This window comes from Luteibacter sp. CQ10 (assembly GCF_040900725.1).
GTDB lineage: Bacteria > Pseudomonadota > Gammaproteobacteria > Xanthomonadales > Rhodanobacteraceae > Luteibacter.
This window is the reverse complement of the sequence record NZ_JAEUYM010000001.1, coordinates 231,548-245,686: the sequence shown is the minus strand read 5'-3', so window position 1 is coordinate 245,686 and position 14,139 is coordinate 231,548. Positions and strand designations below refer to the sequence as shown.

Below are 14,139 nucleotides of genomic sequence, written 5' to 3'. Positions count from 1 at the left end.
AGGGGGAACGGCCTGGACAGGGCCGTTCCCTCGCAGGATAGTGCGATCTCCTCATTCATCGGCCATCCGACGACCATGCGCCGCCTCATCGCCATCCTGTCACTGCTTTTCGTGACGGCCGGCATCTCTCATGCCGCGTCGCCCCCGCCGTCCTACTTCGACAACTCCCGCGACGCCAAACCGCTGGACGGCGGCGTGAAGATGATCACCATCGACACGCCGAAGGGAACATTCCGCGTCTGGACGAAGCGCACGGGCAACAACCCCACGGTCAAGGTGCTCCTGCTGCACGGTGGCCCGGGCGCCACCCATGAGTACATGGAAGTATTCGACAGCTTCTTTCCCGGCCAGGGCATCGAGTACTACTACTACGACCAGCTCGGCTCCGGTAACAGCGACCATCCCACCGACGAATCGTTGTGGGACCTGCCCCGTTTCGTCGAGGAAGTGGAGCAGGTGCGCCAGGCGCTGCACCTGGACAAAAACAACTTCTACCTGCTGGGCCACTCGTGGGGCGGCATCCTCGCCATCGACTACGCGCTCAAGTACCAGCAGCACCTCAAGGGCCTGATCATCTCCGACATGATGGCCAGCGCGCCGGCCTACATCGCCTACGCCAAGAACGTGCTGATGCCCGCCATGGACCCCGCCAGCCTCGCCGAGGTCAAGCGCCTGGAAGCCGAGGGCAAGACCGACGATCCGCGGTACATGAAGATCCTCATCCCCATGCACTACGAGAAGCACATCCTGCGCATGCCGTACGCGCAGTGGCCGGAGCCGGTGATCCGCTCGTTCTCGCATATCAATCCACAGATCTACGTGTCCATGCAGGGCCCCAGCGAGCTGGGCCTGAGCGGTAAGCTCGAGCACTGGGATCGCTTCGACGACCTGGCGAAGATCAAGGTCCCTACCCTGGTGATCGGCCCCGCCCACGACACGATGGACCCCGAGTACATGGCATCGATGGCGAAACGGTTGCCGCAGGGACGGTTCCTGTCGTGCCCCAACGGCTCGCACCTGGCGATGTACGACGATCAGCAGACGTATTTCACCGGGCTGGTGAAGTTCATCGAGGATGTGGACGCGGGCAAGTCCATGCGCTGAGGGCGCCCGGTTCGCCGATACGATCGGCTCCCACCCCTCCGGTAGGGAGCTTCCTGCCGATGGGGTGGGAGCCGATCGTATCGGCGAATTCCCGCGGAGCGATCCACTCGAACCCATCGCCGGTCTACACCCCTGAGACGCCTTTCTGGCACCATCGTCCGGTTACGACGCGCCGTGGCGCGCCAGAAGGACAGCCAAGCCCATGAATCTGCAAGCCAATTACGAACAGATCCCGCTCAAGGAGTACGCCGAGCGGGCCTACCTCGATTACTCCATGTACGTGGTGCTCGACCGTGCCCTGCCCTTCGTGGGCGACGGCCTGAAGCCCGTGCAGCGCCGTATCGTCTACGCCATGAGCGAGCTGAGCCTGGCCGCCACGGCCAAGCCCAAGAAGTCCGCCCGCACCATCGGCGACGTCATCGGCAAATTCCACCCCCATGGCGACTCGGCCTGTTACGAGGCCATGGTGCTCATGGCCCAGCCGTTCTCCTACCGCTACCCGCTGGTGGACGGCCACGGCAACTTCGGCTCGCCGGACGACCCGAAGAGCTTCGCGGCCATGCGTTACACCGAGTCGCGTCTCACCCCCATCGCCGAGATCCTGCTTTCCGAGCTGGGCCACGGCACCGTCGACTGGGTGCCGAACTTCGACGGCACCATGGAAGAGCCCTCGTGGCTGCCCGCCCGCGTGCCGCACGTGCTGCTCAACGGCTCCATGGGCATCGCCGTGGGCATGGCCACCGATATCCCGCCGCACAACCTGCGCGAGATCGCCAGCGCCTGCATCCGCCTGCTCGACGATCCGGATGCCACGGTGGCCGACCTGTGCGAACACGTGCAGGGCCCGGATTACCCCACCACGGCCGAAATCATCACGCCACGCCGAGAGCTGGTGGCGATGTACCAGACCGGCAACGGCTCGGTGCGCGCGCGCGCCGTCTACGTGCGCGAAGAAAGCAACATCGTCATCACCGCGCTGCCGCACCAGGTGTCGCCGTCGAAGATCCTCGAGCAGATCGCGGCGCAGATGCGCCTGAAGAAACTGCCGATGATCGAGGATCTCCGCGACGAATCCGATCACGAGAATCCCATCCGCCTCGTCATCGTGCCGCGCTCCAACCGCGTCGACGCCGACGAGATGATGCAGCACCTCTTCGCCACCACCGACCTGGAAAAGAGCTTCCGCGTCAACCTGAACATGATCGGCCTCGACGGCCGTCCCCAGGTGAAGGATCTCAAGACGGTACTCGGCGAGTGGCTGCGCTTCCGCACCGACACCGTCACCCGCCGCCTGAACCATCGCCTGGGCCGCGTGGAACGTCGCCTGCATTTGCTCGAGGCGTTGCGCATCGCGTACCTCAACCTCGACGAGGTGATCCGCATCGTCCGCACCGAGGACGAGCCCAAGCCGGTGCTGATCGCCCGCTTCCGCCTCGATGAGGAGCAGGCCGACTACATCCTCGAAACCAAGCTGCGCCAGCTTGCCCGCCTCGAGGAAATGAAGATCACCGAAGAACGCGACAAGCTCGAGGAAGAGCGCGCGCGCATCAACGTGCTGCTGAAGTCGCCGGCCAAGCTCAAGGGCCTCATCAAGGACGAACTGCGCGCCGACGCCGAGAAATACGGCGACGCCCGCCGCTCGCCGCTGATCGAGCGCAGCGTGGCGCAGGCCCTCGACGAGAGCGCCCTGGTCGCCTCCGAACCGGTCACGGTGGTGCTGTCGCAGAAGGGCTGGGTGCGCGCCGGCAAGGGCCACGAGATCGACGGCGAGGCACTGTCCTATCGCGAGGGCGACAGCCTGCTGGCGATCGCTCGCGCCCGCACGACGCAACAGGTGGCGTTCATCGATTCCACCGGCCGCGCCTACGCCACCGCCGCGCACACGCTGCCCTCGGCACGCGGCAACGGCGAACCCCTGACGGGCCGTTTCAGCCCGCCGGCGGGCGCGAGCTTCGACGCCGTGGTGGCCGCCGACAACGACACCCGCATCGTGCTCGCCACCGATTTCGGCTATGGCTTCGTCACCCGTTTCGAAGCGCTCACCGGGCGACAGAAGGCCGGCAAGCAGATCCTCTCGCTCAGCGAGGGCGCCCGCGTGCTGGCGCCGACGATCTCGGCCGATCCGTCGCGCGATCGCATCGTGGTGGTTACCGGCGAAGGCCATCTGCTGATGTTCTCGGTGGCCGAACTGCCCGAACTCGACAAGGGCAAGGGCAATAAGCTCATCGAGATCCCGAAGGCCAAGCTCACCTCGGGCGAGGAGCGTGTGGTCGGCGTGGCCGTGGTGACCGAGGGCAAGGGCGAGGTCACGCTCTATGCGGGCCAGCGCAAGCTCACGCTGAAGTGGGCCGACCTCGTGGAGTACGGCGGCAGCCGCGCGACGCGGGGCGGCGTGCTGCCGCGCGGGTTGCGGCGCGTGGAGCGGATCGAGACCACCGGTTGATACCCTTGCGCCCGGCAACTACCGGGCGCTTTCGCCGTGGGTTCCTGCGTTCGCAGAAACGACGAGAGGTATTCGTGAGCGCTTGGTCACCCTCACGTCGTTCTTGCGAAAACAGGAACCCAGCGCCTTGCATGTGTTTTTCGCGAAGGCGCCGCCGGCGGCTCTACAACCGCGAGTAGTCCCACGACACCATCCGCCCGTCCTTGTACGGCATCACCCCATGGAACGGCCGCGGATCGCCGTCGAACACCAACGGCAGGAAATGCCGATCGCCTTCCCACATCGGCAAGGCATCCAGCGCATCCACCGATACCCACTCCAGTGCGCCTTCGGGATTGGACTCCAGCGGCGTCCCCTCGTAACGCGTGATCACGAAGATGAAGCCCAGCCAGTCTTCGCCGCGCTTGCCGAAGCCCGGCCAGTTCAGCGTGCCGCGCAAGCGCATCTCCACACATTCGATGCCCGCTTCTTCGCGAATCTCCCGGCGCATGCACGCGGCGATGTCCTCGCCGGGTTCCATCTTGCCGCCCAGGCCGTTGTATTTGCCCAGGTGCTGGTCGTCCTGGCGGGCGTTGCGGTGGATCATGAGCACACGGCCGCCGTCCGGGGACAGCACGTAGCCGAGCGTGGCGACGATGGGCGTATAAGGCATGACGATGGCGGACCCGGGGAAAAACCCCGGAGTTTACGCCCTCGCGCGCCCGTGGTGGCCGCGTGCCCCTTGCGTGCCCGCCGACACCCGGCGAACATCGGAGGATGCCCCGCCCGCTCACCCTTCGCATGCTCCGCTTCGCCGCGCGCCTGTTCGCCGCCCCCGCCCTCGCCGGCCTCGCCATCGGCTGCTCGCCCAGCGCCGACGCCGTGGACGGCCGCGACGTGGTGTTCGACAGCCAGTCGTATTTCACCGTCACCGTGGATACTCGACGCGACGACATCGAACTGTATTGGCGCAACCCCGACACCGGCCAGCCCTTCGGCGGCATCGAAGCGCTGAAAACGTGGACGGCGGGCAAGGGCCGCACCCTCGTGTTCGCCACCAACGCGGGCATCTATGACCGCGACTTCAAGCCGCTAGGCCTCTACGTCGAAAACGGCAAGACGCTCGTGCCGCTCAATCTCGCGCACGGCAATCCGCGCTCGGGCAACTTCTCGCTGCTGCCCAACGGCGTATTCGCCGTCTACGACGACGGCAGCGCCGAAGTCCGCACCAGCGAGGATTTCCGCGCCAGCGGCCGCAAGCCGCGCTGGGCCACGCAGTCGGGACCGATGCTGGTGATCGGCGGCGAGATCAACACGCAGTTCGACGACGGCTCGGACAGCATGAAGTGGCGCAGCGGCGTGTGCGCGAAGTCGTCGCACGAAGTGGTCTTCGCGGTAAGCCGCGCGCCGGTCAATTTCCACGCCTTCGCCCGCCTGTTCCGCGACCGCATCGGCTGCCGCGACGCGCTGTTCCTCGACGGCACCATCTCGCAAGCTTTCACGCCCAACGCGGGCTACGCCGGGGCGCCCGCCTTCATGACGAAACCCTACGCCGGTATCGTCGCCGTGTTCCCGAAAAAACCCTGACCATGCGCCGCATCCTCGTCCGCCTGCTGATCGCCCTCGTCCTGCTGATCGGCCTGGCGGCCGGCGCCGGGTGGTACCTGCTCTCGGGCAGCCTCGCCCGCCTCGATGGCTCGATAACGGTGGCAGGGCCCGTGGCGCCCGTCACGCTCGAACGCGACGCACTGGGCACACTCACCGTCGACGGCAGGAATCGCCACGACGTGGCCTGGGGCCTCGGTTACGCGCATGGGCAAGATCGCTTCTTCCAGATGGACCTGCTGCGCCGCGTGGCGGCGGGCGAGCTGTCCGCGCTGGTCGGCGCCGCCGCGCTGAAGGTGGATGAAGGGCACCGGCGGCACCGCCTCCGCGACGTGGCGCGGCGTGCCTACGAGGCGCTTCCGAGCGACCAGCGCGACGTGGTCGATGCCTACCGCGACGGCGTGAACGCCGGCCTGGGCGCCTTGCGCGTTCGCCCATGGGAGTACCTCACGCTGCGCCAGTCGCCGCGGCCCTGGAAGGGCGAAGATACCCTGCTCGTGCTCGGCGCCATGTATCTCGACCTGAACGAAGATGGCACCAACCAACGTGAACGCCTGATCGGCCGGTTACGCGCGACGCTGCCCTCGCCGCTCGTGGATGCCCTGCTCGCCCCCGATCCCCGCTGGGAAGCGCCGCTGGACGGCAGCCTCTCGGCCGACGTCGTGCTGCCGGGCCCCGAGGTCATCGACCTTCGCCGCGCCGACGGCGCGGCATCGCCCTCGCCCGCCCCGTTGCCCGAACTGCCCGGGAGCAACAGTTTCGCCGTGGGCGGCGGCCTCACGGCCGATGGCGCCGCCCTGGTCGCCAACGACATGCACCTGGGCCTGCGCGTGCCCGACATCTGGTACCGCGCCCGCTTGCGCTATCCCGACGCCACCGCACCCGGTGGCATCCGCGACCTCAACGGCGTGACGCTACCGGGCACGCCCGCGCTGGTGGCGGGATCGAACGGCCAGGTCGCCTGGGGTTTCACGAACACCTGGAGCGACTGGATGGATTTCGTGCGCGTGGAGCGCGATCCGTCCGATCCGTCGCGCTATCGCACGCCCGAAGGCTGGGCCTCGTTCGACGTGCACGACGAGGTCATCGACGTAGCTCGCGGCACGCCCCGGCACCTTCGCGTCGAAAACACCCGCTGGGGCCCGCTCGCCGGCACCGGCGCCGACGGCGCGCCGGTCGCGTTGGCGTGGATCGCCCACGATCCGCGCGCCTTCAACCTCGGCATCATGAAACTCGAACGGGTCACGAGCGCGGCCCAGGCGCTCGACGTCGCGTCCGGCGCGGGGATGCCGCCGCAGAACCTGCTGGCCGGTGATCGCGAGGGCAACATCGGCTGGACGGTGATGGGCAATGCGATTCCGCTGCGCACCGGGCCGGATGGCACCTGGCAGGGATACGCGCCGCCCGAGCGCTATCCCCGCGTATTCAACCCGAAAGACCAGCGACTGTGGACCGCCAACAACCGCACGGTCGGCGGCGACGCCTTCGCCCTCCTCGGCAACGGCGGGCAAGACCTCGGCGCGCGCGCCCGGCAGATCCGCGACGACCTTCGTGCCCGCACGCGATTCACGCCGGCCGACATGCTCGCCATCCAGACCGACGATCGCGCGGTGTTCCTCACCCGCTGGCAGCAGCTGTTGCAAAACGTGCTCGCGCACGACGACGGCTCGCTGGCGGAACTGAAAACACTCACCGCCCGCTGGCAGGGCCGCGCCGATGTCGACAGCGTCGACTACCGTCTCGTGCGCACGTTCCGGCAGAACGTGCGCGAAGCCGTGCTGGCGCCCTTCATCGCCCGCGCCAGGGCCCGGTTTCCCGATGTCGAGTGGTCGCGGGGCGCGGTGGCCGAAGCGGCGATCTGGGCGATGGTGGAACGGAAGCCGATGAACCTTCTGGACGTGCGCTGGAAGGACTGGAACGACTTGCTCCTCGCCGCGGCGCGGAAAACCGCCGATGACCTGGGCCGGCTTCCCGGCGGCCTCGCGGCACGCACCTGGGGCGAAGCCAACACGGCGAAGATCGGGCACCCGCTGTCCGCCGCGCTGCCCTCGTTCCTGTCGCGCGCCCTCGACATGCCGGCTGAACCGCTGCCCGGCGATACCGACATGCCGCGCATCCAGGGCCCCTCGTTCGGCGCATCGGAACGCTTCGCCATTTCACCGGGACACGAAGACCGCAGTTACCTCGACATGCCCGGCGGCCAGAGCGGGCATCCGTTGTCGCCGTTTCATGGCGCGGGCCACGACGACTGGGTGCACGGGCGACCGACGCCGCTGTTGCCCGGCCCGGCCGCCCATCGCCTGGTCCTCGTTCCCGGCACGCCCTGAGCGTCAGTCGGCGGGAATGCGGACGAGGACATGGTCTACCCAGCCGACGCGCGGCTTGCCCTGCAACCGGCAAACGCATCCCCGGGTGCAGGTGTTGATGCCCATCTCGTAGAACACGTGATAAGGCAGCACCCGGCCCGCGTTGCCTTCGGCCGGCAGCTCCCACAGGATTTCGTACCGGGGATTGACCGTTGCGGCCAGCGGCGTCGCCTTGGCGAGGCTTCCGGAGTGATCGCGCGCGCGAATCCACTCGATCATCGCCGGAACGTCCGGGCGCCACCATGTGCTGCGCGAGTACACCCTGTCGGCGTTGCTGCGGACGCTCGTCAGCGTCATGTCGGCGTGGGACACCGTCGCCGTGGTCTTGACGACGGCAAGGGCGAAACTCACGGACATGCTGCCGGCGTTCTGCGACAGGGCCGCGCCGACCGCCGCCTCCCCTCCGAACGAAAAGGACTCGCCGCTGGCGCGATTGACCGAACCGTCGACGGAGTCGGTCGGATAGAGCTTCAGAACCACCGGTCCCACGGGGCAGTCCGACGGCAGGCTCGAATCCGGTCCGTCGCATCGGAAGGCCTGGACGTTGCCCAGGAGCGGAAAGGTGGAGTTCACCGGCCAGGTATACGTATCGTCGCCGGGCATCACGCTACCCCACCCGGAATGGATCGCCACATCCATGATCCCGTCGATGCCTCCCGCACCGTCGGCACGCCCTTCGTTGTCACGGCCGAGCGTGAAACCGGTGCCCGCGCCGTCGCCCAGTGTCTTGTTCCAGAAGAAGTAACGGGTGCCGCTCGCGATGTCTTCCGAACGGATCAAGGCCCATTCCGACGCAAGGGTGAGGCGGGCATGCTCCGACGACGCGAACGATTCGATATCGAACTCCGCCCGCTCGGCCAGGTGAACGGAAAGATGACCGTGCTGGCACCAGCGACGAACCTCGGTACGAAAGGCCGCCCGCTGTTCGGTCGTGGGCGTCGCGTCACCGAACATGCCGCGGGCCATTTCGCGGGCGAACCCCTGGCAGACGCCGGACGGCGACGTGGCCAGCACGTCGAACTTGACCTGGCGCGTCACGGCGGGCGGCGCCTCGCGACGCGTCCGGGCGGACGCGTCCGCGGAGAGCGTGTCGGGTTCCCAGGGCCATAGCGAGATCACGTTCGCGCGCGATGCGTCGTCTCTCGCGTTGAATCCAAAAATGCCCAGCCCCGATGCCGGATCGAGCACGATGGTGTCCGTGGACGGCCAGACGTAGGCGTACGACGGCCGCAAGCGCTGGAGCAATCGCGCATCGCCCGCCACCACGGTGCGCTTCCCGTCGACAAGCAGTCCGTCCAGCAGCCGGGAAAACGCGGCCGGCTCGTCGCCGTCGTCGGCGTGGAGGATCGTGACGGAGGGAATGCTCGTTTCGTCGATCGACGTGGCCGCGGCCACGCCGGCCTGCGTGATGCCGAGCACTGCCAGTGAGGCGAGGTATCTGCGCATGAAGGGCCTTTCAGGTAGGGAAAAGGTGCGAAAGATTCACACCTCCGCCCCGGCTCCACCATGCGGGCGCCACTTAGCCTGCCGTCGGCAATGCGCTCCGCGTCAGGCCAGCATGCGCCGACAGATCGCTTCGTATAGCGAAGGCAACGCTTCCAGGTCGGCGACCGATACGCATTCGTCCACCTTGTGAATCGTCGCGTTCACCGGTCCCAGCTCGATGACCTCGGCGCCCATCGGTGCGATGAATCGCCCGTCACTGGTGCCGCCGCCGGTGCTCTGTTCCGGATCGATGCCGCAGAGATCGCGGCACACCGCGGCCACGACCTCGCGAAGGCGTCCACCCGGCGTCGCGAGAAACGGGTGGCCGGAAAGATGCCAATCGACGGAAAAATCCACATCGTGCGCATGGAGGATGGCTTCGGCGCGCTCGCGCAACCCGTCGGCCGTGCTCGCCGTGGAAAAGCGAAAATTGACCAGCGCCACCAGCTCGCCGGGAATCACGTTGTTCGCCCCCGTACCCGCGTTGATGTTGGACACCTGGAACGACGTCGGCGGGAAGTCGGCATTGCCTTCGTCCCACGGTTCGGCGGTCAACGCGGCCAGCGCGGGCGCGAAGCCGTGGATGGGATTCTTCGCCTTCTCGGGATACGCCACGTGCCCCTGTATGCCGCGCACGGTGAGCGTGCCCGACAGCGAACCGCGACGCCCCACGCGAATGAGGTCGCCGAGTCTGGCCTTGGCCGAGGGCTCGCCCACCACGCAGTAATCGATGCGCTGGCCGGTACGGGCGAAGTGTTCGACCACCTCGCGCACGCCATGCAACGCCACGCCTTCCTCGTCGCTGGTCAGCAGCAGGCCCACGGTTCCCGGATGGTCGGGATGTGCCGAAACGAAGCGTTCCAGCGCCACCACCATGGCCGCGACCGAACCCTTCATGTCGGCGGCGCCGCGACCGTAGAGCAGCCCGTCACGCTCCGTGGGTTCGAAGGGTGGCGATGCCCAGCGATCTTCCGGACCGCTCGGCACGACGTCGGTGTGGCCGAGGAAGGCCAGCACCGGCCCTTGCGTACCATGCGTGGCCCAGAGGTTGTCGACATCGCCGAAGCGCAGGTGCTCGATATGGAAGCCGAGTTTTTCCAGGCGCGTGGCGATGAGGGGAAGGCAGCCGGCGTCTTCCGGGGTGACGGAGCGGCGGCGGATGAGATCGTGGGTGAGTTGGAGGACGGGTGACATGGCTATGGACGAACCACGGCAAGGCGAAAACCGTATTCACGGCGCTGGGCCCCTGCGTGCGCAGCGGCGACGGCCCGTCGTTCCTGCACACGCGGGAACCCGGGGCGGGGTGTGCGCGAAAGATTCATTTCCCGAACCGCTTCTTGAACGCGTTATCGGAAAAACCCACCGACACGTCGTCGCCCTCGACCACCACCGGCCGCTTGATCAGCGCCGGGTACTCCTTGAGCAGCAAGGTCCACTCCGGATCCGTGCGCGGATCCTTGCGCTGGGGCAGCAGCGTGCGCCACGTGGTGGAGGCCTTGTTGATGAGCTTTTCCCAGCCGCCGAGCGTCTCCGCCCACGCCTTCAGCGTGGCGGCGGGCACCGGGTGGGCACGGTAATCGACGAAGGCGTATTCGACACCGAAGCGGTCGAGCCAGTTGCGGGCTTTCTTGCAGGTATCGCAGGTGGGCAGGCCGTAGACGGTGATCGCCATGGTCAGTCGCCGCTGCGCAGGAGTTCGTTGATGCCGGTCTTGGAACGGGTCTTCTCGTCCACCTGCTTGACGATGATCGCGGCATACAGGCTGTGCGTGCCGTCCTTCGCCGGCAGGCTGCCGGCCACCACCACGCTGCCCGCCGGCACGCGGCCGTAGCTGATCTCGCCCGTGGCGCGGTTGTAGATGCGCGTGGACTGGCCCAGGAACACGCCCATGCCGATCACCGAGCCTTTTTCCACCACCACGCCTTCCACCACTTCCGAGCGCGCACCGATGAAGCAGTTGTCTTCGATGATGGTCGGGTTGGCCTGCAACGGTTCGAGCACGCCGCCGATGCCCACGCCGCCGGAAAGGTGCACGTTGGCGCCGATCTGCGCGCAGGAGCCCACGGTGGCCCAGGTATCGACCATCGTGCCCGCGCCCACGTAGGCACCGATGTTGGTGTAGCTCGGCATCAGCACGGCGTCCTTCGCGATGTGCGCGCCGCGGCGCACCAGCGCGCCCGGCACCACGCGCGCGCCCAGGCTGGCGTATTCGATCTCGTCGCCGTCGGTGAAGCGCAGCGGCACCTTGTCGAAAGCACTGGAAGGGCCGCCGTCCATCACGCGGTTGCCGTTCATGCGGAAATACAGCAGCACGGCCTTCTTCAGCCAGGCATTCACCGTCCAGCCGCCCTTGCCGTCGGGCTCGGCCACGCGGCGCTCGCCGGATTCGAGCAGGTTGAGCACCTGGTCGACGGCCTCGCGCAAGCCACCCTCGATCTCGTTCTGGGTGAGGTCGGCGCGGCGTTCGAAGGCGTCTTCGATGACGGACTCAAGCGTTTGCATCTGCATGTACGGCATTCCTGGAGGGTTCGGGACCGATGTGTCGCAGCAGGCACGCGCGCAGTATCTCCCGGCGGGCGGGGGACAACGGCGCATCGCTGCGATCGGTGAGTTGGAAGAAATCTTCGACGCGTTCGCCGAACGTGGCGATGCGCGCATCATGCACGCGCACCTCGGCTTCGGCCAGCGCCTGCGCCACCGCGGCGAGCAAGCCGGGGCGATCGGTGCACACCAGCGCCAACTGCGTGCGCTCCCCCGCATCGGCGAACTCGATGCGCGGCGTCATCTGGAAATGGCGCAGGTGGCGCGACATGCTGCGCTTGACCAATCCCTGTCCCGCCGGTTGCTCCAGCGCGCGACGCATGCGCACGCGCAGTTCATCCGCGCGCTGCAGCGTGGCCGGCGCCTGGGAATCGGATTCGAGCAGCAGGAAGGTATCCAGCGCCATGCCGGTGGTGGACACGAGCACGCGCGCTTCCACGACGGAGAACCGCAGGCGGTCGAGCATCGCGGTGACGGTGGCGAACAGGCCGTCTCGGTCGGGCGTGTAGATGAAAAGCTCGGTACTGCCGCGCACCGAGAAAGGATGCACCTCGACCAGCGGCGTGACGCCGCCGGCACGCAGGATCGCCGCCGTCTGCCAGGCGATCTGCTCGGGGCGATGGCGCAGGAAACTGGAATCGGGGAACTCGGCCCAGACCCGCGCCACGTCGTCGATGCCGACGTGTTCACCCAGCAGCATCGACAGCGCGCGCTCGCGGCACTCGCGCACTCGCGCGCCGGCGTGCGCGGGCGGCGCGAGGTCGCTGCGCAGCGCGAAGCGCGTGGCGGTGTAGAGGTCGGCGAGCAGGCGGTCCTTCCAGGCATTCCACAGCTTGGGACTGGTGCCGATGATGTCCGCGATGGTGAGCAGGTAGAGGTGGTCCAGGTGCTCCCAGTCGCCGATGGCGCGGGCGAAGCGATGCACCACGTCGGGGTCGGTGATGTCCTGGCGCTGCGCCGTGGTGCTCATCAGCAGATGCTGGCGGACGAGCCAGGCGACCAGTTCGACGTCGTCCTCGGGCAGACCCACCCGCGTGCAGAAATCGCGCGCATCCTCCTCGCCCAGCACGGAATGGTCGCCCCCGCGGCCCTTGGCGATGTCGTGGAACAACGCCGCCAGCAGCATCAGTTCGGGTTTTTCGACGTGCGGCCAGATCTCGCAGGCGATGGGGAATTCCCGTCGCGCTTCCGGATCGGCGAAACGCGCCACGTTGCGCAGCACGCGCAACGTGTGTTCGTCCACGGTGTAGACATGGAACAGGTCGTACTGCATGCGCCCCACCACCTTGCCGAAGGCAGGCAGGATCGCCGCCAGCAGGCCGTGGCGATTCATCCGCCACAACGCATCCACGGCGGGCGCGCCGCGGCGCAAAAGCGCGAGGAACGCCGCCAGCACGTGCGGGTCGCCGGCGAGCGATTCACCGTGCAGCGACACCGCGTGCTGGATGCGCCGCATGGTTTCGGCGGTGAAGCCGGTGATACCGGGTTCGTCGAGGCGGGCGATGAAGATTTCCACGAGCGCCGCCGGGCGCCGCGCGAAGAGCTTCGGGTTGCGTGGCGCGATGCGTGAACCGTGGCGGACATAGTCGACGCCGACCGGCTGCGGATCGTCCTCGGGATGGAGCATCTCCTCGAAGCGCTCGACGAGTTGCGTGCCGGAGCGCTCGATCTGCGTGGCCGCGCGATAGTAGCCCTGCATGAACTGCTCCACGCCGAGATTCTTGGCGTGCTCGTCCTCGAAGCCCAGGCGCTCCGCCAAGGCCCGCTGATAGTCGAACAGCAACCGCTCTTCCGCGCGTCCCGCCTCCAGGTGCAGCGCGAAGCGGTAACGGCGCAGCGTGCTTTCGGCGCGTTCGAGGCGAGCTGCTTCGCCGGGTTCCAGCAACCCTTCGGCCACCATGGCGTCGAAGTCGGGTGCGTTGGCCAGCCGGCGGCCGAGCCAGCGGATGGCATCGAGCGTGCGCAGGCCACCCGGCCCGTCCTTGAGGTTGGGTTCGAGGTTCTGTGCCGTGTCGTCGTAGCGCGCATGGCGCGCGTCCCGCTCGGCGAGCCGGGCGCGCAGGTAGTCGCGCGGCGGCCACAGCGCGGGGTCGTCGAGGATCCCCCGCAGCCCTTGCGCCAGGTCCGGCTGGCCGGCAAGGCGGCGGGCGTCGAGCAGGCTGGTGAACACGCTCGCGTCGCGCGCCGCGAGTTCGCGGCACTGCGCCACGGTGCGCACCGCGTGGCCGGGCTTCAGGCCGATGTCCCACAGGCAGGCGAAGAAGTTTTCCAGCGCACGGGAGAGCGTGGGGGAGTTCTCGCCGACCAGGGCCAGCAGGTCGACGTCGGAACAGGGAAAGAGCATGCCCCGGCCGAACCCGCCCACGGCGAACAGGGCCGCGGCGGTGGTGTCGCCCAGGCAGGCGATCCAGGCGTGCACCACCACGCGGTCGACCACGTCGGCCCGGCGCGCGGCGAGCGCCGTGGCGTCCTCGCCATCGCGGAAGCTGGTGGCAAGCGCGCGGTCGGCATCGTCGAGCAACTGGCGCAACGAGCGCCTCGCCTCAGGCGACACGCCCGAGCGCGGCACCACGGCAGGCAGGCGCGGAAGCTTCGGGAGCGTCACTGGATGGCCCT

General features: G+C 67.8%; 10 protein-coding genes. 4 read left to right on the top strand and 6 right to left on the bottom strand.

The window, feature by feature from the left end; translation table 11 throughout:
* Positions 1 to 75: 75 nt before the first annotated feature.
* Positions 76 to 1,104, top strand: a complete 1,029-nt coding sequence (locus tag JNG39_RS01170; protein WP_368309181.1) for a proline iminopeptidase-family hydrolase — start codon at positions 76 to 78, stop codon at positions 1,102 to 1,104.
* 202 nt (positions 1,105 to 1,306) lie between these two features.
* Positions 1,307 to 3,547 carry a DNA topoisomerase IV subunit A gene (gene parC, locus JNG39_RS01165; protein ID WP_368309180.1) on the top strand — a complete coding sequence of 747 codons (2,241 nt, stop codon included), beginning with the start codon at positions 1,307 to 1,309 and terminating at the stop codon, positions 3,545 to 3,547.
* A gap of 163 nt (positions 3,548 to 3,710) precedes the next feature.
* Here parC and JNG39_RS01160 read toward each other — a convergent pair whose 3' ends face one another.
* Positions 3,711 to 4,199 (bottom strand): NUDIX domain-containing protein, encoded by a 489-nt coding sequence (locus JNG39_RS01160; RefSeq protein ID WP_368309178.1) that lies wholly within the window; start codon positions 4,197 to 4,199, stop codon positions 3,711 to 3,713.
* A 128-nt stretch (positions 4,200 to 4,327) separates the two neighbouring features.
* On the opposite strand from JNG39_RS01160, the gene JNG39_RS01155 reads away from it, so the two are divergent.
* The gene (locus tag JNG39_RS01155; RefSeq protein ID WP_368310791.1) at positions 4,328 to 5,113 is read left to right on the top strand and encodes a phosphodiester glycosidase family protein; all 786 of its coding nucleotides are present in this window, start codon (positions 4,328 to 4,330) and stop codon (positions 5,111 to 5,113) included.
* 2 nt (positions 5,114 to 5,115) lie between these two features.
* Complete coding sequence (locus JNG39_RS01150) at positions 5,116 to 7,458, top strand: penicillin acylase family protein (RefSeq protein ID WP_368309177.1); 2,343 nt, start codon at positions 5,116 to 5,118, stop codon at positions 7,456 to 7,458.
* Positions 7,459 to 7,461: 3 nt separating this feature from the next.
* On the opposite strand, the gene JNG39_RS01145 is transcribed toward JNG39_RS01150, so the two are convergent.
* The 5 genes from JNG39_RS01145 to glnD all read right to left on the bottom strand — a co-directional run bounded on the left by JNG39_RS01145 (position 7,462) and on the right by glnD (position 14,128).
* Complete coding sequence (locus JNG39_RS01145; RefSeq protein WP_368309176.1) at positions 7,462 to 8,943, bottom strand: hypothetical protein; 1,482 nt, start codon at positions 8,941 to 8,943, stop codon at positions 7,462 to 7,464.
* Between the two features lie 102 nt (positions 8,944 to 9,045).
* Positions 9,046 to 10,176, bottom strand: coding sequence for a succinyl-diaminopimelate desuccinylase (gene dapE / locus JNG39_RS01140; RefSeq protein ID WP_368309175.1), 1,131 nt, complete (start codon positions 10,174 to 10,176; stop codon positions 9,046 to 9,048).
* Positions 10,177 to 10,300: 124 nt separating this feature from the next.
* Positions 10,301 to 10,654 (bottom strand): arsenate reductase, encoded by a 354-nt coding sequence (locus tag JNG39_RS01135; protein ID WP_368309174.1) that lies wholly within the window; start codon positions 10,652 to 10,654, stop codon positions 10,301 to 10,303.
* Positions 10,655 to 10,656: 2 nt separating this feature from the next.
* Positions 10,657 to 11,484, bottom strand: a complete 828-nt coding sequence (dapD, locus tag JNG39_RS01130) for a 2,3,4,5-tetrahydropyridine-2,6-dicarboxylate N-succinyltransferase (protein WP_368310790.1) — start codon at positions 11,482 to 11,484, stop codon at positions 10,657 to 10,659.
* Entirely contained in the window at positions 11,471 to 14,128 is a 2,658-nt protein-coding gene (gene glnD, locus JNG39_RS01125; protein ID WP_368309173.1) for a [protein-PII] uridylyltransferase, read from the bottom strand. Before glnD ends, dapD begins: the two co-directional genes overlap by 14 nt.
* Positions 14,129 to 14,139 lie beyond the last annotated feature (11 nt).

Bases quoted from the DNA above. Each gene is read 5' to 3' on its own strand.
- JNG39_RS01170 (WP_368309181.1), top strand. From the start codon at position 76: ATGCGCCGCCTCATCGCCATCCTGTCACTGCTTTTCGTGACGGCCGGC.
- parC (WP_368309180.1), top strand. From the start codon at position 1,307: ATGAATCTGCAAGCCAATTACGAACAGATCCCGCTCAAGGAGTACGCC.
- JNG39_RS01160 (WP_368309178.1), bottom strand. From the start codon at position 4,199: ATGCCTTATACGCCCATCGTCGCCACGCTCGGCTACGTGCTGTCCCCG.
- JNG39_RS01155 (WP_368310791.1), top strand. From the start codon at position 4,328: ATGCTCCGCTTCGCCGCGCGCCTGTTCGCCGCCCCCGCCCTCGCCGGC.
- JNG39_RS01150 (WP_368309177.1), top strand. From the start codon at position 5,116: ATGCGCCGCATCCTCGTCCGCCTGCTGATCGCCCTCGTCCTGCTGATC.
- JNG39_RS01145 (WP_368309176.1), bottom strand. From the start codon at position 8,943: ATGCGCAGATACCTCGCCTCACTGGCAGTGCTCGGCATCACGCAGGCC.
- dapE (WP_368309175.1), bottom strand. From the start codon at position 10,176: ATGTCACCCGTCCTCCAACTCACCCACGATCTCATCCGCCGCCGCTCC.
- JNG39_RS01135 (WP_368309174.1), bottom strand. From the start codon at position 10,654: ATGGCGATCACCGTCTACGGCCTGCCCACCTGCGATACCTGCAAGAAA.
- dapD (WP_368310790.1), bottom strand. From the start codon at position 11,484: ATGCAAACGCTTGAGTCCGTCATCGAAGACGCCTTCGAACGCCGCGCC.